The 21,611-nt window shown below is 64.5% G+C and carries 17 protein-coding genes; 10 read left to right on the top strand and 7 right to left on the bottom strand.

Annotated elements, in window-relative coordinates:
- Positions 1-6: 6 nt before the first annotated feature.
- Entirely contained in the window at positions 7-261 is a 255-nt protein-coding gene (locus BLT09_RS10955; protein ID WP_091592874.1) for a DUF6356 family protein, read from the bottom strand.
- Between the two features lie 115 nt (positions 262-376).
- On the opposite strand from BLT09_RS10955, the gene BLT09_RS10950 reads away from it, so the two are divergent.
- The 6 genes from BLT09_RS10950 (at position 377) to BLT09_RS10925 (ending at position 4,890) form a co-directional block, all read left to right on the top strand.
- Positions 377-847 carry an Lrp/AsnC family transcriptional regulator gene (locus BLT09_RS10950; protein ID WP_091592872.1) on the top strand — a complete coding sequence of 157 codons (471 nt, stop codon included), beginning with the start codon at positions 377-379 and terminating at the stop codon, positions 845-847.
- 84 nt (positions 848-931) lie between these two features.
- Complete coding sequence (gene dut / locus BLT09_RS10945) at positions 932-1,417, top strand: dUTP diphosphatase (RefSeq protein ID WP_091592871.1); 486 nt, start codon at positions 932-934, stop codon at positions 1,415-1,417.
- Positions 1,417-2,073 carry an HAD family hydrolase gene (locus BLT09_RS10940; protein ID WP_167366396.1) on the top strand — a complete coding sequence of 219 codons (657 nt, stop codon included), beginning with the start codon at positions 1,417-1,419 and terminating at the stop codon, positions 2,071-2,073. Before dut ends, BLT09_RS10940 begins: the two co-directional genes overlap by 1 nt.
- Before the next feature lie 85 nt (positions 2,074-2,158).
- Positions 2,159-3,007 carry a hypothetical protein gene (locus tag BLT09_RS10935; RefSeq protein ID WP_091592866.1) on the top strand — a complete coding sequence of 283 codons (849 nt, stop codon included), beginning with the start codon at positions 2,159-2,161 and terminating at the stop codon, positions 3,005-3,007.
- Positions 3,008-3,076: 69 nt separating this feature from the next.
- Positions 3,077-3,880, top strand: a complete 804-nt coding sequence (locus tag BLT09_RS10930; RefSeq protein WP_091593015.1) for an isocitrate lyase/PEP mutase family protein — start codon at positions 3,077-3,079, stop codon at positions 3,878-3,880.
- Positions 3,881-3,894: 14 nt separating this feature from the next.
- On the top strand, positions 3,895-4,890 hold the full coding sequence (locus tag BLT09_RS10925; protein WP_091592863.1) for a proline racemase family protein: 996 nt from the start codon (positions 3,895-3,897) through the stop codon (positions 4,888-4,890).
- A 100-nt stretch (positions 4,891-4,990) separates the two neighbouring features.
- Here BLT09_RS10925 and BLT09_RS10920 read toward each other — a convergent pair whose 3' ends face one another.
- Positions 4,991-5,686 carry a sulfate transporter family protein gene (locus BLT09_RS10920; RefSeq protein ID WP_091592862.1) on the bottom strand — a complete coding sequence of 232 codons (696 nt, stop codon included), beginning with the start codon at positions 5,684-5,686 and terminating at the stop codon, positions 4,991-4,993.
- A 98-nt stretch (positions 5,687-5,784) separates the two neighbouring features.
- Positions 5,785-6,687: a DMT family transporter gene (locus BLT09_RS10915; RefSeq protein WP_091593013.1), complete on the bottom strand. Its 903-nt coding sequence runs from the start codon at positions 6,685-6,687 to the stop codon at positions 5,785-5,787.
- 185 nt (positions 6,688-6,872) lie between these two features.
- Here BLT09_RS10915 and BLT09_RS10910 point away from each other — a divergent pair, with 185 nt between their 5' ends.
- Positions 6,873-7,865 (top strand): adenosine kinase, encoded by a 993-nt coding sequence (locus BLT09_RS10910; protein ID WP_091592859.1) that lies wholly within the window; start codon positions 6,873-6,875, stop codon positions 7,863-7,865.
- A gap of 17 nt (positions 7,866-7,882) precedes the next feature.
- Here the strand turns inward: BLT09_RS10910 and BLT09_RS10905 are convergent, their stop codons facing one another.
- Entirely contained in the window at positions 7,883-10,162 is a 2,280-nt protein-coding gene (locus BLT09_RS10905; protein WP_091592856.1) for an NADP-dependent malic enzyme, read from the bottom strand.
- A 204-nt stretch (positions 10,163-10,366) separates the two neighbouring features.
- Between BLT09_RS10905 and mutS the strand changes: the two genes are divergently transcribed.
- Positions 10,367-13,054 (top strand): DNA mismatch repair protein MutS, encoded by a 2,688-nt coding sequence (gene mutS, locus BLT09_RS10900; RefSeq protein ID WP_236473772.1) that lies wholly within the window; start codon positions 10,367-10,369, stop codon positions 13,052-13,054.
- 24 nt (positions 13,055-13,078) lie between these two features.
- Here the strand turns inward: mutS and BLT09_RS10895 are convergent, their stop codons facing one another.
- The 3 genes from BLT09_RS10895 to BLT09_RS10885 are packed head-to-tail and all read right to left on the bottom strand — an operon-like array spanning position 13,079 to position 16,906.
- On the bottom strand, positions 13,079-13,924 hold the full coding sequence (locus tag BLT09_RS10895; RefSeq protein ID WP_091592851.1) for an aldo/keto reductase: 846 nt from the start codon (positions 13,922-13,924) through the stop codon (positions 13,079-13,081).
- A 32-nt stretch (positions 13,925-13,956) separates the two neighbouring features.
- The gene (copM, locus tag BLT09_RS10890; protein ID WP_091592849.1) at positions 13,957-14,358 is read right to left on the bottom strand and encodes a CopM family metallochaperone; all 402 of its coding nucleotides are present in this window, start codon (positions 14,356-14,358) and stop codon (positions 13,957-13,959) included.
- A 43-nt stretch (positions 14,359-14,401) separates the two neighbouring features.
- Positions 14,402-16,906 carry a heavy metal translocating P-type ATPase gene (locus tag BLT09_RS10885; protein WP_091592847.1) on the bottom strand — a complete coding sequence of 835 codons (2,505 nt, stop codon included), beginning with the start codon at positions 16,904-16,906 and terminating at the stop codon, positions 14,402-14,404.
- A gap of 243 nt (positions 16,907-17,149) precedes the next feature.
- On the opposite strand from BLT09_RS10885, the gene BLT09_RS10880 reads away from it, so the two are divergent.
- Together BLT09_RS10880 and murJ are read left to right on the top strand one after the other, a co-directional pair.
- On the top strand, positions 17,150-19,951 hold the full coding sequence (locus tag BLT09_RS10880; protein ID WP_091592845.1) for a [protein-PII] uridylyltransferase: 2,802 nt from the start codon (positions 17,150-17,152) through the stop codon (positions 19,949-19,951).
- 46 nt (positions 19,952-19,997) lie between these two features.
- Positions 19,998-21,596, top strand: coding sequence for a murein biosynthesis integral membrane protein MurJ (gene murJ, locus BLT09_RS10875; protein ID WP_091592843.1), 1,599 nt, complete (start codon positions 19,998-20,000; stop codon positions 21,594-21,596).
- The last annotated feature ends 15 nt before the right edge of the window (positions 21,597-21,611 follow it).

The raw sequence follows: 21,611 nt of genomic DNA, 5'->3' as shown, positions 1-21,611 counted from the left end.
TCCCCCTCAGGCGCGATCCATGAGAGCCGCAGGCTCCTTGATCGCGTGTGTGCCTCTGTTGTGCGTGCGCTCATAGAGCTCGCGAACGATTCGGCTGGCCGTAGTCTCAAACAGAAACGGCAAGAAAGCGTGAATGAGTGCGGCGAACGCTGCCATGAACAGGCGCGAGCAGAACCACGCCGCGAAAGCCATATGGCTGAAATAGGTCTCGCCCACCTTGGCCGGGTGAGAGGTAAAGAGCCTTGCAAGCCGTGTCGTCATGGTGATCCCTCCTGGCTGGGTAAGCCCCCGATGCTGAGTATTCTGGCACAAGCTTTCGGTTCATCGGTCCCAAATCATCCTTGTGTTTGGCCAATTATTGGGACAAACATCCCACATGCCGCTGGAAATCGATGAGATCGACCGAAGATTGCTGGCCGAACTGCAACGCGACGGCACGCTGTCGGTCGACCAATTGTCGGAAAGAGTGTCGCTGTCGCGCAACGCCTGCTGGCGCCGGGTCAAGCGGCTCGAAGAAGACGGAGTCATCACCGGCCGGGTGGCGCTGGTCGATGCCGACAAGCTTGGCCTTGGCCTTTCGGTTTTCATCCTGGTCCGGACCTCCAACCACGATCCGGACTGGCTGCAAAAATTCCGGGCGGCAGTGAGCGGTTTTCCCGAGATCACCGGCGTCTACCGCATGTCCGGCGACCTCGACTATGTCTTGCGCGCCCGCGTCGCCGACGTGAAGGCGTATGACCGGCTCTATCAGCGGCTGATCGCCAAGGTGGCGCTGTCGGATGTTTCGGCCTCCTTCGTCATGGAGGAGATCAAGGAGACGACGATCATTCCTGTAGAACTGCGCTGAAACGGAACTGCGCTGAAAGAAAGCCGTTGATAGTATCACCGCCGAGTTGACTGAATCGGTGTTGATAGCGATAGGATCAGCCTCATGCGCGCAGCACTCTACACTTCCTCCGTCATCGGTCCGGCCGTCGGCTTCATCAGGCTGCCGCATGGTGAAGGCCTGCCGCTTCCCGCCTATGAAAGCGCGGGCGCCGCCGGCATGGATCTGCGCGCCGCGGTGCCGGACGACCGGCCGCTGCTGATCCTGCCGGGAAAACGCGTGCTGGTGCCGACCGGACTGATCCTGGAGATCCCGGAGGGCGTGGAAGGCCAGGTCCGGCCGCGCTCGGGCCTCGCCTTCAAGCATGGCCTCACCTGCCTCAACACGCCAGGCACCATCGACAGCGACTATCGCGGCGAGGTCAAGGTGCTGCTGATCAATCTTGGCGATGAGGATTTCGCGGTGACGCGCGGCATGCGGATCGCGCAGATCGTCTTCGCCCCGGTGACGCAGGCGACGGTCGATGAGCGCAGCTTGGCCGGCGGAACAACGCGCGGCTCCGGCGGTTTCGGATCGACCGGCACGGCCTGATGTCCCTACCCAAACTGGTCATCTTCGATTGCGACGGGGTTCTGGTCGACACCGAGAACCTGGCCAATCGACGCCTCGCCGAATGGCTCAGCGCCGCCGGCTACCCGGCAAGCTTCGAATATTGCCGCAAGAACTTCTCCGGCCGCGCCATGGTCTCGGTGCAGAAGGAAGTCGAGGCGACCGGCGCCAGCCTCGGCGCCGATTTCGTCGACCGTTGGAACGCCGGTCTGCCGGACCTGTTCGCGCATGGCGTCGAAGCCGTCCCCTATGTCAGGCAGTTCATCGAAGCCGTGCACGCTGCCGGCATCGCAACTTGCGTCGCTTCGTCGGCGCGGGTGAGTAAAATGCACATCACGCTCGGCCAGACCGGGCTGCTGCCGCTGTTCGAGCATGCACTGTTCAGCTCGGCCATGGTTTCGCGCGGCAAGCCGTTTCCCGACCTGTTCCTGCATGCCGCAAGCACGATGGGCTTCGCGCCCGCCGATTGCATCGTCATCGAGGACAGCGTCGCCGGGACATTAGCCGGCATTGCCGCCGGCATGCGCGTATTTTCCTACTACGGCGACCCGCATTCCGACCGCGACGGCCTGACCGAGGCCGGCGGCATCCTGTTTGACGACATGCGCGAGCTGGCCGGGCTGGTGCCGATCCCCTGATCTGGTCTTCAGGTTTTTATCCGGCTGGACGCGCCAGGCGCCCATGCTAGCTTGCCAATGTTCGACAGTGGGAGGCGCCCAGCCTATGAACTCGATCCTGTTTCGCTTCACCCTCGCCTGCTTGCTGCTGCCGTGTCTGTGGGCCGCGGCCGGCGCGCAGGGCGTCAGCTTCCCGGACCTTGGCAGCGCCGTTCCCGGCCACGAGAACACGACCTATCTCGACCTCGCCAGGATGGTCATTCCCGATCTGGCGGCGGACAAGGACGGCTTCTACCGTGGTTCCATGCCGATCGAGATGCGCCATATCGAAGGTGGGGATAGCGGTGGCCTGCCACCCGAAACGTCGGGCTTTTCCGATGCTGGCGTGCTCCAGATCAGGGCCGGCGGCAAGGAGCGGCTGGCCATGCTGTTCGACCTCGGCAGTTCCTCCGACAGCGCTGAGGGCTTTGCGGTGCTGGCGCTCTACGATCTTGCCGGCAAGCCGAGACTGCTCGACGCTGTCAATGTCGCCGTCGACCGGAGGACCTATCTCCGCGATCCGGGCAAGCTTCCGATCGGGCCAGGCGATGACGTCATCATCACCCTGAGCACGCATTTCAATTCGAGCCAGGGCTATGTGAGCACGCCGCTGATCCTGGTCCGCGACGACAGATTCGAGCTGATCGACATGATCTCTACGTTCGACGAGTCCCTGTGCGCCTACAGGCGCACCCAGGCGTTGGCGTTCCAGACCGTTGCGGAAGGCCAGCCCTATGCGGCCATCAAGGCGACGGTGACCGATGCCACCTTGCCGAATGGCGAAAGCTGCGACGATGCGGCGCCTGAGGCTGCCTCGCGCGATATCTCCGTCACCTACCATTGGGACGGGACCGCATACGTCAAGGGGTCCGACGCACTGGACAAATTGGCAGGAGAGAACGCCAATCGCTTCTGACCCAATCGCATTCGTTTGCCCGGCGGGCAGTGGCGGGATAAAATGCGCTTCGCACTCTGGGGAGCATCCATGGACAAGGGCAAAATCTTTCGCGACCTGCACAGTTCGATCTTCGTCATGCCCAACCCCTGGGACGTCGGCACGACGAAACTGCTGGCCTCCTTCGGTTTCAAGGCGTTGGCGACGACCAGCGCCGGCTTTGCCTTTTCGCGCGGCCTGCCCGACGGCGCGGTGACCTTCGAGGCGATGATCCACCACTGCCGCGAGGTGACCGCGGCGACCGGCCTGCCGGTCTCGGCCGATCTCGAGAAGGGCAAGGGTGACAGCGCGACAAGTGCCGCGGAAACTGTCTTCGCAGCCGAGGCGGCAGGCCTTGCCGGCTGCTCGATCGAGGACCACACCGGCGAGCCCGACAAGCCGATCTATGATTTTTCGCATGCCGTCGAGCGCGTCGCTGCTGCAGCGGAGGCGGCACGGGCGCTGAAGCATGACTTCGTCTTCACGGCGCGGGCCGAGAATTTTCTGTGGGGCAGGCCAGACATCGACGACACGATCAAGCGGCTGCAGGCCTTCGAGAAGGCCGGCGCCGACGTGCTCTACGCGCCAGGCCTCGGCGATGTCGAGACGGTGCAAACCGTCTGCTCGGCGCTGACCAAGCCGGTCAACGTCATGGTGAGGCCCGGCTTCACCATCGCCGATCTTGCCCAGGCAGGGGTCAAGCGCATTTCGCTCGGGCCCTGGCTGACCAATTACGCCTTCGGCATGCTAGAAACGGCGGCGCGCGAGATCCAGCAGGACGGCACCTTCGGCTTCACCCGCACCGCCATGCCGTTCGGCAAGCTGCAGGCGTTGTTTGCCGAATCTTCAGCTTAGATGGGGCCCAACGCATGAAGCTCAGCGTCGTCGACATGCACACCGGCGGCGAGCCGCTGCGGATCGTCACCGGTGGTTATCCCAAGATTCCTGCAGGCACGATTCTGGAAAAACGCGCCTATGTGCGCGATCATCTCGATCATCTCAGGAAGATCCTGATGTTCGAGCCGCGCGGCCATTACGACATGTATGGCGCGCTGCTGGTGGAACTCGACCTGCCCGGCGCCGACCTCGCCGTGCTGTTCATGCACAATGAGGGCTATTCGACGATGTGCGGCCACGCCATCGTCGCGCTCGGCCGCTACGCCGTCGACGAGGGGCTGGTGGCGCGGCAGGAGCCGCTGACGACAGTCAACATCGAGGCGCCGTGCGGGCTGGTCGTCGCCTCGGTCGAGGTGCAGGACGGCAAGGCCGGTGCTGTGTCGTTCGAAAGCGTGCCGGCCTTTCTGTTCGCCCGCGACCAGCAGATCGAATTGCCGGGTTACGGGGCGATCGGATTCGACATCGCCTATGGCGGCGCCTTCTATGCGCTCGCCGATTGCCGGCAGTTCGGGCTGGAGTTCGGCAAGAACCGCGTGCGCGATTTCGTCGATGCGGCGACGGCACTGACGGAGAAGCTGAAGAAGGGATTCCCGCTGTCGCATCCCGACCATGCCGAGCTTGCCTTTCTCTACGGCACCATCCTGACCGACGGACAGGACGCATATTCCGATAGCCCGACCAAAAACATCTGCGTCTTCGCCGACGCCGAGGTCGACCGTTCGCCAACCGGATCGGGCGTCGCCGCGCGGCTGACGGCAATGCATGCCAAGGGCGAAATCGCCGGCCAGACGCGGGTGTTCGAGAGTGTTGCAGGCTCGCGCTTTTCCGGCAGCGTGGCGAGGACCGCGAAAGCCGGGCCGCATGACGCCATCATCGCCCGCGTCGGCGGCCGCGCCTTCTACAGCGGCCGGGCCGAATTCATCGTCGAACCCGAGGACGAGTTGGGACGTGGTTTTCTTTTACGCTAGCGCCGGCCTCGAGAAACCGAACCGAGCGTACCGTTGGGTACGCCCCGGAAGCGCAGGACATCGGCATTCGCAAGCCGGCCTCACCTGAGCATCAGCATTCCTAAGCTGCTTCCCGCGCCGAGATCGCCTTGTGCAGGTGCACCATCATGGCGGCGGCGAACAGCGGCGTCAAAAGGTTGAGCAGCGGCACCGCGAGGAAGGCAGCGACAACCAGCCCGGCGAGAAACACCGTGACGGCATGTTTTTTGCGCAATGCCCGGGCCTCGGCCTCCGAGCGAAAGCGCATCGCGGCGAATTCGAAGAATTCACGTCCCAGCAGATAGCCGTTGACGATGAAGAAGGCGGCGATGTTGATGCCCGGCACCAGCAGAAGCAGCAAGGCCAAAAGGTTGCCGACGATGACGACGCCAAAGAATCTTGTCGCCAGCACCATCGAGCGCAGCGCCGGCATGGCGCGGCCGGGCGGGTCATTGGGATAGTCGGTGCGCTCGACCAGTTCGGCGGCGGCGTCGAGGAACAGGCCGGCGATGATCGCCGTCACCGGCGCGATCAGCAGCGCCAGACCGAAGGCAAGGGCGATGGCGGCGATGATGCCGCCCAACCAGCCGGCCCAGGACGGCAGGCCGGGTATCAGGGACTCCAACCACGGCAAGGCCAGCCACTCGACAAGGCTCGTCAACCCGAACCACAAGGCCACCAGCGCCAGCAAGGTGAGCCCCAGCGTCTTGATGAAAACCGAGCGGAATTCGGGCGAGAACAGCCGGCTCAGGGCGGCGCGGGCGGCGTCGAGTATCATCGCGTTTCAAACCCATATGCAACGCGCCCGTTTTGGGCAGGACGCCCCCCGAGATAGGAAAGGGAAATCATCAGCGCAACTGCTGCTGATAACGCAAGTTACCGCGCAAACACCGGCTTGCGGACAGGAAGGGTCATCGCAGCCACGCCGGCGACAACAAGGGCCATTCCCCACCACGCCGTCGGGCCAAGGCTCTCGCCGAGGAATACGGCCCCGATACCGACGCCGATCGGCACGCGCAGATAGGCCTGCGAGGTGGTGCCGACGGAGCCCAGCGTATGGATGAGGCGGAAATAAATGCAGAAGGCCAGCGCAGTTGAAAAAACCGAAAGTACGAGCAGAGCAAGGATCGAGGCCGTTGATGGCGCCAACGCCCAAGGGCGGTCGAACACAAGGCTGAGGGGGACGAGTATCGCGGCGCCGCAAAGCATCGAACCGGCGGCTGGAATCATCGGATCGAGGCCCTTAAAGCCGCGACCGAAAATGGCGGCACCTGCGTAGCAGACCGTCGCCGCGACGACGGCAAGCTGCGCCCACAACTGGTGACCAAGGCCGCCAAGCGCCTGGGTGCCGACGATGAGGCATATTCCAGCTATTCCCGCACCGACGCCGAACAGTTTGCGCATGGTCACTGGTTCGTGGCGCGTGATGAGCGCGGTCAGCAAGAAGGTGAAGATTGGGGACGTCGCATTCAGGATCGTGGCCAGGCCGGCGTCTAGCGAGCGCTCGGCCGAGGCTATCAACGTGAACGGCACAACGCTGTTGAGGCATGCCTGGAACGCGAACCGACGCCAGCTGGCGGTATCGCGCGGCAGGGTCAGGCCACGCCAGCGGATGAGGGCGAGAAGAATTCCACCCGCAATCAACGTTCGGGCTGCGATCAGCGTTACCGGCGGGATCGTCTCGACGCCGATCTTGATGAAGGTATAGGAAGCACCCCACAGCACCGCGAGCGCAATGAGGAGCGCCAGCTCGGTCTTCATGTCGGTTTTTGCAGGCATGGCGGGTTCGCAACCTTCGGGGGAACATTGATCGGCGACGCCATCCTTGTAAGGGAGGCACGAAAGAAATGCTTCGATCATTATCCAACCGTGATTGTTGGCTAGGCAAAGCCGCATCAAATCGCTAGACCCGCCCGCGGCCGGCATGCCAGAAAGCCGGTGGTTTTTTCGCGGAGACATGATTGATGCCGAACTATGACGTGCTTTGTATCGGTAATGCCATTGTCGACATCATCGCCCAGTGCGACGAGGCATTCCTTGAGACGAACGGCATCATCAAGGGCGCGATGAATTTGATCGATACGAGGCGCGCCGAGCTGCTCTACAGCCGCATGGGCCCGGCCATCGAAGCCTCCGGCGGCAGCGCCGGCAACACGGCGGCGGGCGTCGCCAGCTTCGGCGGCCGCGCCGCCTTCTTCGGCAAGGTCTCGAACGACACGCTCGGTGAAATCTACGCCCATGACATGCACGCCCAGGGCGTGGCCTTCGACACCAGGCCGCTCAATGGCGAACCGCCGACGGCGCGCTCGATGATCTTCGTCACGCCGGACGGCGAGCGCTCGATGAACACCTATCTCGGCGCTTGCGTCGAGCTCGGTCCTGAGGATGTCGAAGCGGACAAGGCGTCGGGCGCCGCCGTCACCTATTTCGAGGGATATCTGTGGGACCCGCCGCGCGCCAAGGAAGCGTTCCGGCAGACGGCGAAGCTCGCCCATGCAGCCGGGCGCGAAGTGTCGATGACATTGTCGGATTCGTTCTGCGTCGACCGCTACCGCGACGAGTTTCTGGAGCTGATGCGCTCGGGCACCGTCGACATCGTCTTTGCCAACAGCCACGAGATCAAGTCGCTGTACCAGACCGCCTCCTTCGACGAGGCGCTGGCCCAGATCCGCAAGGATTGCAAGATCGCCGCCGTCACCCGCTCCGAAAAGGGCTCGGTCATCGTGCGCGGCGAGGAGACCGTCACCATCAATGCGACGGAAATCCGCGAACTGGTCGACACCACCGGCGCCGGCGACCTCTATGCCGCCGGCTTCCTCTACGGCTACACACAAGGCCGCAGCCTGAAGCATTGCGGCGATCTCGGCTCGCTGGCGGCCGGGCTGGTGATCCAGCAGATCGGGCCAAGGCCGCGGCAGAATTTACGCCACGAGGCTGAGCAGGCAGGCCTGATTTAGGAAGAGGCGCTCGCTCCTCAGGCCCCCGCCGTATAAGCGGCAATCGCCGCCATGTTGACGATGTCGCTGTCCTTGGCGTTGAGCGAGACGATCTGAACCGGCTTGTCCAGGCCGACCAGCAGCGGGCCGATAACGGTCGAGCCGCCGAGCTCCTGCAGCATCTTGGTCGAGATCGAGGCCGAGTGGAAGGCCGGCATGATCAGCACATTGGCTGGGCCGGTCAGCCGGATGAACGGGTATTGCGCCATGGCGCGTGCGCTGAGCGCCACGTCGGCTGCCATCTCGCCGTCATACTCGAAATCGACGCGCCGCTTGTCGAGGATGCGCACCGCCTCCTGGATGCGTTCGGAGCGCTCGCCCTGCGGATGGCCGAAGGTGGAATAGGCAAGCATGGCCAGCCGCGGCTCATAACCCATGCGGCGGGCAAAGCCGGCGGCCTCCTCGGCGATGTCGGCGATCTGTTCGGCATTCGGCATATCGTGCACGGCGGTGTCGGCGACGATCACGGTTCGGCCCCGCGCCAGCACGATCGAGGCGCCGATCACGCGGTGGCCGGGCTTGGCGTCGATGATGCGGCGGATGTCGTCGAGCGCCGTCGAGTAGTTGCGGGTGACGCCGGTGACGATGCCATCGGCATCGCCCAGCGCCACCATGCAGGCGGCGAAATGGTTGCGGTCGGTGTTGATCAAGCGCTGGCAGTCGCGAAACAGGAAGCCCTTGCGCTGCATACGCTCGTACAGATAGTCGGTGTAGACGCCGTTGCGGCGCGACAGCCTGGCATTGATGATCTCGATGCCTTGCTTGTTCAGTTCGATGCCGGCGTTCCTGGCGTTCTCCTTGATGATGTCGTCGCGGCCCAGCAGGATGGCGGTGCCGAGCCGCTGGTTCACATAGGAGACGGCGGCGCGCATCACCTGCTCCTCCTCGCCCTCGGCGAAAACGATGCGCTTGGGCTGGCGGCGGACGCGGTCGTAGATGCGCTGCAGGGTCGAGGCGATCGGATCGCGGCGGGCGGAAAGCTCCTGCGCGTAGCGGTCGAGGTCGAGGATCGGCTTGCGCGCGACGCCGGATTCCATCGCGGCCTTGGCAACCGCGATCGGAATGGCCGAGATCAGGCGCGGGTCGAACGGCACCGGGATGATGTAGTTGGGGCCGAATTTCGGCCGCATGCCCTGGTAGGCGGCGGCGACGTCGTCGGGTACATCCTGGCGCGCCAGTTCGGCGAGCGCACGCGCCGCGGCGATCTTCATGTCGTCATTGATGGTGGTCGCCCGCACGTCCAGCGCGCCGCGGAAGATGTAAGGGAAGCCGAGCACGTTGTTGACCTGGTTCGGATAGTCCGAACGGCCGGTGGCCATGATGGCATCGGCGCGGATTTCGGCGACTTCCTCCGGCGTGATCTCCGGATCGGGGTTGGCCATGGCGAAGATGATCGGCTTCTCGGCCATGGACTGCACCATCTTGGTGGTCAGCGCGCCCTTGGCTGAGAGGCCGAGGAACACGTCGGCACCCTCGATCGCCTCGGCCAGCGAGCGTGCGTCGGTCTTGGCGGCATGCGCCGACTTCCACTGGTTCATGCCTTCGGTGCGGCCCTGGAAGACGACACCTTTGGTGTCGCACAGGATGATGTTTTCGGGCGCAAAGCCCATCGCCTTCATCAGCTCGATGCAGGCGACGCCGGCGGCACCGGCGCCATTGCAGACCATTTTGGTGGTCTTCATGTCGCGGCCGGTGATTTCCAGCGCGTTGATCAGGCCGGCCGCCGAAATGATGGCGGTGCCGTGCTGGTCGTCATGAAAGACCGGTATGTCCATAAGTTCGCGCAGCCGCTGCTCGATGATGAAGCACTCCGGCGCCTTGATGTCTTCCAGATTGATACCGCCGAACGACGGCCCAAGGAAACGCACGCAATTGATGAACTCTTCGGCATCCTCGGTGTCGACCTCGAGATCGATCGAATCGACATCGGCGAAGCGCTTGAACAGCACCGCCTTGCCTTCCATCACCGGCTTGGCGGCCAGCGCGCCGAGATTGCCGAGGCCGAGGATGGCGGTGCCGTTTGAGATGACGGCGACCATGTTGCCGCGCGCCGTGTAGTCGAAGGCGCGGCTGGGATCCTCGGCAATGGCAAGCACCGGAACCGCGACGCCCGGCGAATAGGCGAGGCTGAGGTCGCGCTGGGTGGCCATCGGCTTGGTGGCGACGATCTCCAGCTTGCCCGGGCGGCCCATGGCGTGGAATTCCAGCGCCTCCTGCGCACTGACGGAGGGGCCGTTGCTTTCGGTTTTCTTGGCCATGATGCTTTCGATTTCCTCACCCGTGCAGCACCGCTTGAGACGGGTGCAATGCTTTCTTTTGTGGAACGTTCGGGATTAAGGCTACACTTCGCCGCTGTAAACCGCCAAGCAGATGGCTTGGGAAATTTTGGAAGCAGCTTCTTGAACGACGAAACGCCCATTCGCAGCGACAGCGCTACGCCGGCCTTTGCGCCGGCAACGCCGATGATGGAGCAGTATATCGAGATCAAGGCGGCGAACCCGGATTCGCTGCTGTTCTACCGCATGGGCGATTTCTACGAGCTGTTCTTCGACGACGCCGAGAAGGCGAGCCGGGCGCTCGGCATCGTCCTGACCAAGCGTGGCAAGCACCAGGGCCTCGACATCCCGATGTGCGGCGTGCCGGTGCATGCCGCCGACGATTATCTGCAGAAGCTGATTGGACAAGGGTTCCGCGTCGCCGTCTGCGAGCAGATCGAGGATCCGGCAGAGGCGAAGAAACGCGGCGGCAAATCGGTGGTGCGCCGCGACGTGGTGCGGCTGGTAACGCCCGGCACCATCACCGAGGACAAATTGCTGGCGCCGTCGGAATCGAGTTTCTTGATGGCACTTGGCCGGGTCAAGGGCGGAGCCGAACAAAGAAGCGGGGAGCGCGGCAGCTCGACAGGGAACCAAGGAAGTTTTGCGCTGGCCTGGATCGAGATCTCGACCGGCGCCTTCCGCGTTGCCGAGACCAGCGCCGACCGGCTGCTCGCCGATGTCTTTCGCGTCGAGCCACGCGAACTGATCGTCGCCGAACCGGTGTTTTACGATCCAGAGCTGAAACCGGTGTTCGATGTGCTCGGCCGCATCGCCAGTCCGCAGCCGCCGAGCCTGTTCGACTCGGCGTCGGCCGCGGGCCGCATCGCCCGTTTCTTCGAGGTGGCGACGCCGGACAGTTTCGGCACGTTTTCCCGCGCCGAGCTGTCGGCGATCTCAGGCGCAATCGCCTATGTCGAGAAGACGCAGAAGGCCGAGCGGCCGCCGCTGTCGCGGCCCGAGCGCGAGGAGCAGGGTTCGACGCTGTTCATCGATCCGGCGACACGCGCCAATCTGGAACTGCTGCGCACGCTGTCCGGCAGCCGCGAGGGTTCGCTGTTCAAGGCGATCGACCGCACGGTGACCGGCGGCGGCGCGCGGCTGCTCGCCGATCGGCTGATGGCGCCGCTGACCGATCCGGCGGCAATTGGCGCAAGGCTGGATTCGGTGTCGTTCTTCCGGTCCGAGACACGGCTGTGCCAGGCGGTGCGGGCGAGCCTGAAGAGCGTCGCCGACATGCCACGCGCGCTGTCGCGGCTGGCGCTCAACCGCGGCGGCCCGCGCGATCTCGGCGTGCTGCGTGCCGGGTTCGAGGCAGCCGGCGCTATTGCCGAACTGTTTGCGGCGACCGCCCTGCCGCCAGAATTGGCGGCGGCGCTGGCGGCGATCGAAGCGCTGCCGCGCCCGCTGGCCGAGCATCTGACACGGGCGCTCGCCGACGAGCTGCCGCTGCTCAAGCGCGACGGCGGCTTCGTCCGTTCCAGCTACAACGCCGAGCTCGACGAGATGCGGGCGCTGCGCGATGAATCGCGCAAGGTGATCGCCGGGCTGGAGCGCTCGCTGATCGACGAAACCGGCATCCGCTCGCTGAAAATCCGGCACAACAATGTGCTTGGCTACTACATCGAAGTCACCGCCAACAACCATGCGATCATGACGAGCAGCGACGGGGCGAAGGCGCGCTTCATCCATCGCCAGACCATGGCCAACGCCATGCGCTTCACCACGACCGAACTGGCCGAGCTGGAATCGAAGATCGCCAATGCCGCCGACCGGGCGCTGGCGATCGAGCTTGCCGCCTTCGACAGGCTGACGGCGGAAGCCGTTGGCGAGGCGGACAAGATCCGCGCCGGCGCCGAAGCACTCGCCGTGCTCGACGTGTCGGCGGCACTGGCGCTGCTTTCCGAAAGCGACGCCTGGTGCCGGCCGGTGGTGGACGCGAGCCTCGCCTTCGCCATTTCGGGCGGGCGGCATCCGGTGGTGGAACAGTCGCTGCGGCGTTCGGGCGAAGGACCGTTCGTCGCCAATGATTGCGATCTGTCGCCGGAAGGCAATGCCAAAAACGGCGCGATCTGGCTGCTGACCGGCCCCAATATGGGCGGCAAATCGACCTTCCTCAGGCAGAACGCGCTGATCGCCATCCTCGCCCAGACCGGCTCCTTCGTGCCGGCGGCCTCAGCCCATATCGGCGTTGTCGACCGGCTGTTTTCACGTGTCGGCGCCTCGGACGACCTGGCGCGCGGCCGCTCGACCTTCATGGTCGAGATGGTCGAAACGGCGGCGATCCTCAGCCAGGCCGGCGAACGCGCGCTGGTGATCCTCGACGAGATCGGCCGCGGCACCGCCACCTTCGACGGCCTGTCGATCGCCTGGGCGGCGGTCGAGTATCTGCACGAAAAAAACCGCTGCCGGGCGATCTTCGCCACCCATTTCCACGAAATGACTGCGCTGGCCAGCAAGCTCGCTCGACTGCACAATGTCACCATGCGGGTCAAGGAATGGGAAGGCGACGTGGTCTTCCTGCACGAGGTCGGCAAGGGTGCCGCCGACCGCTCCTACGGCGTGCAGGTGGCGCGTCTGGCCGGCTTGCCGGAGGCGGTGGTCGGGCGGGCCAGGGAAGTGCTGCACCAACTGGAAGCTGGCGAGGTTTCGGGCAAGGCCAACCGGCTGGTCGACGATCTGCCGCTGTTTTCGGTGGCGATGAAACGGGAAGCGCCGAAGCCGGTGAAGGACGATGGGCTGAGCGCGGCGCTAGGGGAGATCAATCCCGACGAGATGACGCCGCGGGAGGCGCTGGAGGCGCTGTACAGATTGAAGGGGATGGCGGGGAAATAGCTGGGCCTCGTCCGCTCCCATCCCTCAAATCATCTGCAGGCCCTGCTTGCGCCGCGGCGGCGGGAAGGCGCGGTCGATTTCGGTGAAATCCTCACGCGTAAGCTCGATGTCGAGCGCCGCGACATTCTGGCGGATATGCTCCTGCTTGCTGGCCTTTGGAATGGCGATGACGCCGTCCTGTGCCATCACCCAGGCCAGCGCCAGCTGAGCCGGCGTCGCATCGTGGCGGGCGGCGATGGCTTCGAGGCTGGCGTTGCGCGCCAATACGCCCTGGTCGACCGGCGAATAGGCCATCAGCGGAATGCCGCGCTGCCGGCTCCAGGGCGCAAGGTCGAATTCGGGGCCGCGCTGGGACAGATTGTAGAGGATCTGGTTGGTCTGGACGCCGTCGCCGGCCGGCAGGCTGACCAGTTCCTCCATCTCATGAGTGTCAAAATTGCTGACGCCCCAGTGGCGGATCTTGCCGGCTTTTTTCAACGCTTCGAAGGCCTCGACCGTTTCCGCCAGCGGCACGCTGCCGGGCCAGTGCAGCAGATAGAGATCGATGCGGTCGGTGCGCAGATGCCTGAGGCTTGCCTCGCAGGCAGCCGGCACGCCGGTGCGCGAGGCGTTGGACGGCAGCACCTTGGAGACCAGGAACACCTCGTCGCGGCGCCCGGCAATAGCATCCGCCACCACTTCCTCGGCGCCGCCGCTGGCATACATTTCGGCGGTGTCGATCAGCGTCATGCCGAGATCCAGCCCAAGCTTCAGGGCATTGACCTCATCGGCATGGCGGCGGGCGTCCTCGCCCATTTTCCAGGTGCCTTGACCCAGCACGGGAACGGCTTCGCCCGAGGGCAATGTCGTGGTTCTTATCATTGACGGCATGGCGTGCTCCAGTCGAGGCCCGATGGCTGATGCTACTTCACCGGATGGGCGGCCAGCCAATCCTGCATCTGCTTGATCTCGGCTTCCTGCGCCGCGATCACCGCTTCGGCCAGCTTGCGCATTTCCGGATCCTTGCCATTGGCAAGCTCGACCTTGGCCATGTCGATAGCCGCCTGGTGATGCGGGATCATCCCGCGGGCGAAATCGACATCGGCATTGCCGGAATATTCGATCGCCGTCATCGCGCTGTGCATCTTGTCCATCGCCGCCTTGTAGCTGTCGGTCGAGGCACCCTGCGCGTCCATCGCCCCCATGTCGTGCGCCCCCATGTCGTGTTTCGTCTCCTGGGCTTGCGACGGAATGCTTTCCAGGAAAACGGCAAGCAGCATTCCGGCCGCCATCAGCAGCAGCACGATCTTCTTGGCCAACGTCATTCATGATCTCCTTTTTGAACGAGTTCCTATCTGGGGACTTGGCTCAGAGTTTCAACGTCCTGAGCCGCAACGCGTTGGTGATCACCGAAACCGAGGACAGGCTCATCGCCGCTGCCGCAATCATCGGCGACAACAGCGTGCCGGTGAGCGGATAGAGCACGCCGGCGGCGACCGGCACGCCAAGCACGTTGTAGAGGAAGGCGAAAAACAGGTTCTGGCGGATGTTGCGGATCGTCGCCTGGGCGAGCGTGCGGGCCCGGACGATGCCGTTGAGATCGCCCTTGACCAGCGTGATCCCGGCGCTTTCGACCGCGACATCGGCGCCGGTGCCCATGGCGATGCCGACATCGGCGGCAGCCAGCGCCGGCGCGTCGTTGACGCCGTCGCCGGCCATGGCGACGCCGGCGCCGCTGGCGCGCAACTCTTCGACCAGCGCGCTCTTCTGTTCCGGCAGCAGGCCGGCACGCACCTCGTCGATGCCGAGTTTGCTTGCGATGGCTTTCGCCGTGCGTTCGTTGTCGCCGGTCGCCATGATGATCTTCAGGCCGCGCTCATGCAGCGCCTTGATCGCCTCTGATGTCGTCGCCTTGATCGGGTCGGCGACGGCGACGATGCCGGCGAGTTTGTTGCCGACGGCGACGAACATCGCGGTCTTGCCCTCGGCCTGCAGCGCCTCGGCGCTGGTCGAGATGGATGCGATATCGATGCCGAGATCAGCCATCATCGCGGCGTTGCCGAGCGCCACCTTCTGTCCCGAGACCGTGCCGGAAACGCCCTTGCCGGTGACCGCCTCGAAATCGCCGGCGTCGGGAATCTTTACCCCGCGTTCCCGGGCGCCTTCGACGATCGCCTCGGCCAGCGGATGCTCCGAGCCTTTTTCGAGGCCGGCGGCAAGTGCCAGCAGATCATCGTCCGCCATGCCCTCGGCAGCGACGACGTCCGTCAATCTCGGCCGGCCTTCGGTCAAAGTGCCGGTCTTGTCGACGATCAGCGTGTCGACCGAGGCAAAGCGCTCGAGCGCCTCGGCGTCCTTGATCAGCACGCCGGCATGCGCGCCGCGTCCTGTGGCGGTCATGATCGACATCGGCGTGGCAAGCCCCAGTGCGCAGGGACAGGCGATGATCAGCACCGAGACCGCCGAGACGATGGCAAAGATCAGGCTGGGTTGCGGCCCGAAGATCGCCCAGGCGATGAACGCAACGATCGCAACCACGACGACGGCCGGGACGAAATAGAAGGAGACGCGGTCGGCCAGGCCCTGGATCGGGGCGCGCGAACGCTGCGCCTTGGCGACGAGCGCGACGATGCGCGCCAGCGTGGTTTCGGCGCCGATCCTCTCGGCGCGCATGATCAGCGAACCGTTCTTGTTGAGCGTGCCGCCGGTGACGGAATCGCCTCCAGTCTTTTCGACCGGCAGCGGCTCGCCGGACAGCATCGATTCGTCGATCGAAGAGCGGCCTTCCAGCACCATGCCGTCGACCGGCACGGCATCGCCGGGGCGGATGCGCAGGCGGTCGCCGGCCTTGACCATGTCGAGCGGCACGTCGTTTTCAGAACCGTCCTCGCCGATCAGCCGCGCCGTCTTCGGCGCGAGGTCGAGCAGCGCGCGGATAGCCGAACCGGTTTTTTCACGGGCGCGCAATTCCAGCACCTGGCCGAGGAAAACCAGGGCCACGATGACGGCGGCTGCCTCGAAATAGACCGGGACCGTGCCCTCATGACCGCGGAACTGGTGCGGAAATAGATCGGGGAACAGCGCGGCGGCGACGCTGTAGAGATAGGCGGCACCAACGCCGAGCGAAATCAGCGTCCACATGTTGGGGCTGCGGTTGAGAACCGATTCCCAGCCGCGATGGAAGAAAGGAAAAGCCGCCCACAGCACAACCGGGCTGGCCAGCGCCAATTCCACCCAGATCTTGGTCGAATCGTCGATGAAGGCGCTAAACGTCAGGCCGAGCATCGGCGCCATGGCGAAGATCAGCAATGGCACCGACAACACGGCGCTCACCCAGAAGCGCCTGGTGAAATCGACCAGTTCCGGGTTCGGGCCCTCGTCGCCGGTCGGCACGCCCATCGGTTCCAGCGCCATGCCGCAGATCGGGCAGGCGCCTGGCTTGTCGCGGATGATTTCCGGATGCATCGGACAGGTGTATTGCGTGCCTTTCGGCATCGCCTGCTGCTCCGGCCTGTCGCCAAGATACTTTGCCGGCTCTGCCTCGAACTTCACCTTGCAGCCGGCCGAGCAGAAATAGAAGCCCTGGCCTTCATGCCGGGAAAAGTGCTTCGCGGCGGCACGCTCGACACGCATGCCGCAGACCGGATCGGTGGCGGTAATGTAGTTTTCCGGCTCGGCCGTGAACTTCGAACGGCAGCGCTCGCTGCAGAAATGATAGCGATGGCCGCCATGATCGGCGGTCGGCTTGCCGGCGGCCGGATCGACGGTCATGCCGCAGACCGGGTCGCGAATGACTGCGTCGGCGACGGACGGAGCAGCTTTCGGCGAGCAGCAACCGCTATTGGCGTGATGGTCGTGGTCGGAATGCGTCAATGCGGAAAGGCCTCTCTGTCTCGAACTTGCAACGGAGGTAGTGCTTCCAGTGACTGGAAGGTCAAGGGCCAATTCTGTTTTTTTTGCCGAGGAGCGCGGCAAACCGCCGGCGGAAAATCCGGCACCCAGCCGCCGCTGCATGCCATCGACGACGCCTGTGGAGAGCCTGTCCGTCCGCCCCATACCCAGCGCCGCGAAAACGCGCTATAGACGCCGCCAAAACGGCGAGGCCGAACGGCACTTATGGCAAGAATCTCTCTAAAGCTCGACGAACTGATCGACGGCGAAGCCTTGCGCCGCGAGATGACTGCGCTGACTGAGGCCACGGCAGGCGACGGCTCCGGCAAGGCTGCGCGTGCCGGTGTTCTCCAGCTTCTCAAGAGCAGGCTGGCCGCCGGCCGCAGCATCGCCGAACGCATGCTGATGGACGACGGCAGCGGCACTGCCTGCGCCGCCCGGCTGTCGCATCTCATGGACGAAATCATCCGCGCGCTCTACGAGTTCGCCGCCACCCACGTCTATCGCGTCAAAAACCCGTCATCGGCCGAACGCATGGCCGTCGTAGCGGTCGGCGGCTATGGTCGCGGCACGCTGGCGCCGGGATCTGATATCGATCTGCTCTTCCTGCTGCCCTACAAGCAGACCCCATGGGGCGAGCAGATCGTCGAATACATGCTCTACGTGCTGTGGGACCTGGGACTGAAGGTCGGTCACGCCACCCGCAACATCGACGAATGCCTGCGGCAGTCGCGCACCGACATCACCATCCGCACCTCGATCCTGGAGGCGCGTTTCCTGTGGGGCGAGCAGAAGCTCTATGACGAGCTCTTGCAGCGCTTCGACCGCGAGGTGGTGCGCACGACCGGACCCGAATATGTGCAGGCCAAGCTTGCCGAACGCGACGAGCGTCATGCCAAGGCCGGCGAAAGCCGCTATCTGGTCGAACCCAACGTCAAGGACGGCAAGGGCGGCCTGCGCGACCTGCAGACGCTGTTCTGGATCGGCAAGTATTTCTACCGGGTCCGCACCGGCGAGGAACTGGTCGACAAGGGCGTCTTCACCGGCACCGAATACCGGGAATTCCAGAAGGCCGAGGACTTCCTGTGGGCGGTGCGCTGCCACATGCATTTCCTCACCGGCAAGGCCGAGGAGCGGCTGCATTTCGACATCCAGCGCGAGATCGCCGAGCGGCTGGGCTACACCACACATCCGGGCCTGTCGGCGGTCGAGCGCTTCATGAAGCATTACTTCCTCGTCGCCAAGGACGTCGGCGATCTGACCCGCATCTTCTGCGCGGCGCTCGAGGAAGAGCAGGCCAAGCATGTGCCGGGCTTCAACCGCATCTTTCTCACCTTCTCGCGCCGCAAGCGCAAGCTTGCCGGCACGTCCGATTTCATTGTCGACAACCATCGCATCAACATCGCCGACGACCTGGTGTTCGAGCGCGATCCGGTCAATCTCCTGCGGCTGTTCTGGTTCGCCGACAAGCACGGGCTGGAATTTCACCCCGATGCGCTGAAGCTGCTGACCCGTTCGCTCGGCCTCGTCGGCAAGGCGCTCAGGCGCGACGAGGAAGCCAACCGGCTGTTCCTCGACATATTGACGTCGGACCGCAATGCCGAACTCAATCTCAGGCGGATGAACGAGGCGGGACTGCTGGCAAAGCTGATCCCGGATTTCGGCAAGATCGTCGCCATGATGCAGTTCTCGATGTACCACCACTATACGGTGGACGAGCACCTGATCCGCTGTATCGGCGTGCTAGCCGAGATCGAGCGCGGCGACGGTGAAAAGATCCACCCGCTTGCCCACTCGCTGATGCCGGGGCTGAAGAAAAGTCGCGAGGCGCTCTATGTCGCGGTCCTGCTGCACGATATCGCCAAGGGCCGGCCGGAGGACCATTCCGAAGCGGGCGCCCGGATCGCGCGGCGGATCTGCCCGCATATGGGGCTGTCGGCGGCCGACACCGAAACGGTCGCCTGGCTGGTCGAAAACCATCTCGCCATGTCGATGACGGCGCAGACCCGCGACCTCAACGACCGCAAGACGATCGAGGACTTTTCCGCGATCGTGCAGTCGGTCGAACGGTTGAAGCTGCTGCTCGTCCTGACCGTCTGCGATATCAGAGGCGTCGGGCCTGGCGTCTGGAACGGCTGGAAGGGCCAGTTGCTGCGCACGCTCTACTACGAGACCGAATTGCTGTTGACCGGCGGGTTTTCGGAAGTGTCGCGTGCGATGCGCACCGCGGCTGCCCGCGAAAAACTGGCCGAGGCGCTCGCCGATTGGCCGGAAAAGGCGCGCAAGCGCTATGTCGCCAAGCACTATGAGAATTATCTGCTGGCGGTCGATCTCGCCGACCAGCTTCGCCATGCCGAATTCATCCGCGAGGCGGATGCGGCGGGCAAGAAGCTCGCCACGATGATCAAGACCCACCAGTTCGAGGCGGTGACCGAGATCACCGTGCTGGCGCAGGACCATCCCCGCCTGCTGTCGGTCATTGCCGGCGCCTGTGTGGCGGCCGGCGGCAACATCGTCGATGCGCAGATCTTCACCACCTCCGACGGCCGCGCGCTGGACACCATCCTGATCTCGAGGGAATTCGACCGCGACGAGGACGAACGCCGCCGTGCCGAACGCGTCGGCCGGCTGATCGAGGACGTGCTGTCGGGCAAGAGCTGGCTGCCGGAGATGATCGAGAAGCGCACCAAGCCGCGGCGCGGCGCCAAGGTCTTCCGCATCCAGCCGCGCGCCGAAATCCGCAACACGCTGTCGAACCGGTTCTCGGTGATCGAGGTCGAGGGGCTGGATCGGCCGGGCCTGCTGTCCGAGATCACCGGGGCGTTGTCCGACCTGTCGCTCGACATCGCCTCGGCACACATCACCACGTTCGGCGAAAAGGTCATCGACACCTTCTATGTCACCGATCTCACCGGCCAGAAGATCGACAGCCCGACCCGCATGGCCGCCATCAAAAACAGGCTGATCGCCGTCCTCGAAGGCACCGTGCCCGAGCGCGGCGGCAAGGCCAAGGCTGCAGCCGAGTGACAGCCACCACTCATTTGTCCCAATCCTGCAGGCAGTCTCCAGACGCATGAGCCTTGTCAAAAAGTTCGCGACGGTCGCTTCCGGCACGCTGATGAGCCGCGCCCTCGGCTTCGGCCGTGAGATGCTGATGGCGGCCGCGCTCGGCACCGGGCCGATCGCCGACGCCTTCAATGCCGCCTTCCAGTTTCCCAACACCTTCCGCCGGCTGTTTGCCGAAGGCGCCTTCAACGCCGCCTTCGTGCCGCTGTTCGCCAAGGAGATCGAAACCCACGGCATCGATGGCGCCAAGCGCTTTTCCGAAGAGGTGTTCGGCGTGCTGTTCACGGCGCTGCTGGCGCTGACCATCGCCATGGAACTGGCGATGCCGCTGATCGTGCGCTACCTGGTGGCGCCGGGCTTTGCCGACTCGCCGGGAAAGTTCGAGATGACGGTCCGGCTCGCGACCATCATGTTTCCCTATCTGATCTGCATGTCGCTCGGCGCCATGATGGCCGGCATGCTGAATTCGCTGCGCCGCTATTTCGCCGCCGCGGTGGCGCCGGTGTTCCTGAACGTCATCCTGATCGGCGTGCTCGCCTATGCCTGGCACAAGGGATCGGACGCGCGCACCGTTGGCTTCGCACTGGCCTGGGGCGTGCTGGCGGCGGGGCTGGTGCAACTGGCGATCGTCTGGGTGGCGGTGCGCCATGCCGGCATCTCGATCGGCTTTCGCCGGCCAAGGATGACGCCCAATGTCAAGCGGCTGCTGATCCTGGCGCTGCCGGCGGCGATCACCGGCGGCATCACCCAGATCAACCAACTGATCGGCACCGCAATCGCCTCGGCGCAGGACAGCGCGGTGTCGTCGCTCGCCTATGCCGATCGCATCTATCAGCTGCCGCTCGGCGTCGTCGGCATCGCCGTCGCCATCGTGCTTCTGCCCGAACTGTCGCGGGCGCTGAAGTCGGGCAATCTGATGGAGGCGGCCAATCTGCAGAACCGGTCGGTGGAGTTCACCTTGTTCCTGACCCTGCCGGCGGCGGCGGCACTGCTGGTCATGGCGGAGCCGATCGTCGGGCTGGTCTACGAACGCGGCGCATTTGCCGCCAACAACTCGACGCCGGTTGTGGCGGCGATCCTGGCCATCTTCGGCTTGGGCCTGCCGGCCTTTGTGCTTATCAAGGCGTTCACCCCCGGCTATTTCGCTCGCGAGGACACACGCACGCCGATGATCTTCGCCGCTATCTCGGTGGCGGTGAACATCACCACCGCGCTGACGCTGTTTCCGCAGATGGGCGCGCCGGGCATCGCCGTCGCCTCGGCCGTCGCCGGCTGGGTCAATGCGCTGATGCTGCTCGGCGTGCTGATCCGGCGCGGCCATTGGGGCCGCGACGTGCCGCTCATGAGACGCATCCCACGGCTGGTGCTGTCGGCCGCGGTGATGGCGGCGGCGCTGTATTTTGCCGAACACTGGTTTGCCGCCAGCCTCGCTTCCGGCTCGCCGCTGGTGGTCAAGACTGCAACGCTGCTTGGGCTCGTCGCCGGCGGGGCGCTGCTTTATTTCGTCACCGCATTCGCCATCGGCGGCGCCGATTTCGGCATGATCCGGCGCAGTATGGCGCGGAAGGGATCACCGCCTGTCAGGGGACAGTCTCCAGATCCGTAAGCCTAACCGTAGCGA

The sequence above is a fragment of the Mesorhizobium muleiense genome, assembly GCF_900099905.1.
In the GTDB taxonomy this organism is placed as follows: Bacteria; Pseudomonadota; Alphaproteobacteria; order Rhizobiales; family Rhizobiaceae; genus Mesorhizobium; species Mesorhizobium muleiense.
This window is presented reverse-complemented; position numbering and strand designations above follow the sequence as displayed.

Excerpts from the sequence above, each read along its gene's own strand:
- BLT09_RS10925 (WP_091592863.1), top strand. The coding sequence starts at position 3,895 with ATGAAGCTCAGCGTCGTCGACATGCACACCGGCGGCGAGCCGCTGCGG.
- BLT09_RS10915 (WP_091593013.1), bottom strand. The coding sequence starts at position 6,687 with ATGCCTGCAAAAACCGACATGAAGACCGAGCTGGCGCTCCTCATTGCG.
- BLT09_RS10880 (WP_091592845.1), top strand. The coding sequence starts at position 17,150 with ATGGCAAGAATCTCTCTAAAGCTCGACGAACTGATCGACGGCGAAGCC.
- BLT09_RS10930 (WP_091593015.1), top strand. The coding sequence starts at position 3,077 with ATGGACAAGGGCAAAATCTTTCGCGACCTGCACAGTTCGATCTTCGTC.
- copM (WP_091592849.1), bottom strand. The coding sequence starts at position 14,358 with ATGACGTTGGCCAAGAAGATCGTGCTGCTGCTGATGGCGGCCGGAATG.
- BLT09_RS10910 (WP_091592859.1), top strand. The coding sequence starts at position 6,873 with ATGCCGAACTATGACGTGCTTTGTATCGGTAATGCCATTGTCGACATC.
- BLT09_RS10905 (WP_091592856.1), bottom strand. The coding sequence starts at position 10,162 with ATGGCCAAGAAAACCGAAAGCAACGGCCCCTCCGTCAGTGCGCAGGAG.
- BLT09_RS10935 (WP_091592866.1), top strand. The coding sequence starts at position 2,159 with ATGAACTCGATCCTGTTTCGCTTCACCCTCGCCTGCTTGCTGCTGCCG.
- BLT09_RS10895 (WP_091592851.1), bottom strand. The coding sequence starts at position 13,924 with ATGCCGTCAATGATAAGAACCACGACATTGCCCTCGGGCGAAGCCGTT.
- murJ (WP_091592843.1), top strand. The coding sequence starts at position 19,998 with ATGAGCCTTGTCAAAAAGTTCGCGACGGTCGCTTCCGGCACGCTGATG.
- BLT09_RS10920 (WP_091592862.1), bottom strand. The coding sequence starts at position 5,686 with ATGATACTCGACGCCGCCCGCGCCGCCCTGAGCCGGCTGTTCTCGCCC.
- BLT09_RS10955 (WP_091592874.1), bottom strand. The coding sequence starts at position 261 with ATGACGACACGGCTTGCAAGGCTCTTTACCTCTCACCCGGCCAAGGTG.
- mutS (WP_236473772.1), top strand. The coding sequence starts at position 10,367 with ATGATGGAGCAGTATATCGAGATCAAGGCGGCGAACCCGGATTCGCTG.
- BLT09_RS10940 (WP_167366396.1), top strand. The coding sequence starts at position 1,417 with ATGTCCCTACCCAAACTGGTCATCTTCGATTGCGACGGGGTTCTGGTC.
- BLT09_RS10950 (WP_091592872.1), top strand. The coding sequence starts at position 377 with ATGCCGCTGGAAATCGATGAGATCGACCGAAGATTGCTGGCCGAACTG.
- dut (WP_091592871.1), top strand. The coding sequence starts at position 932 with ATGCGCGCAGCACTCTACACTTCCTCCGTCATCGGTCCGGCCGTCGGC.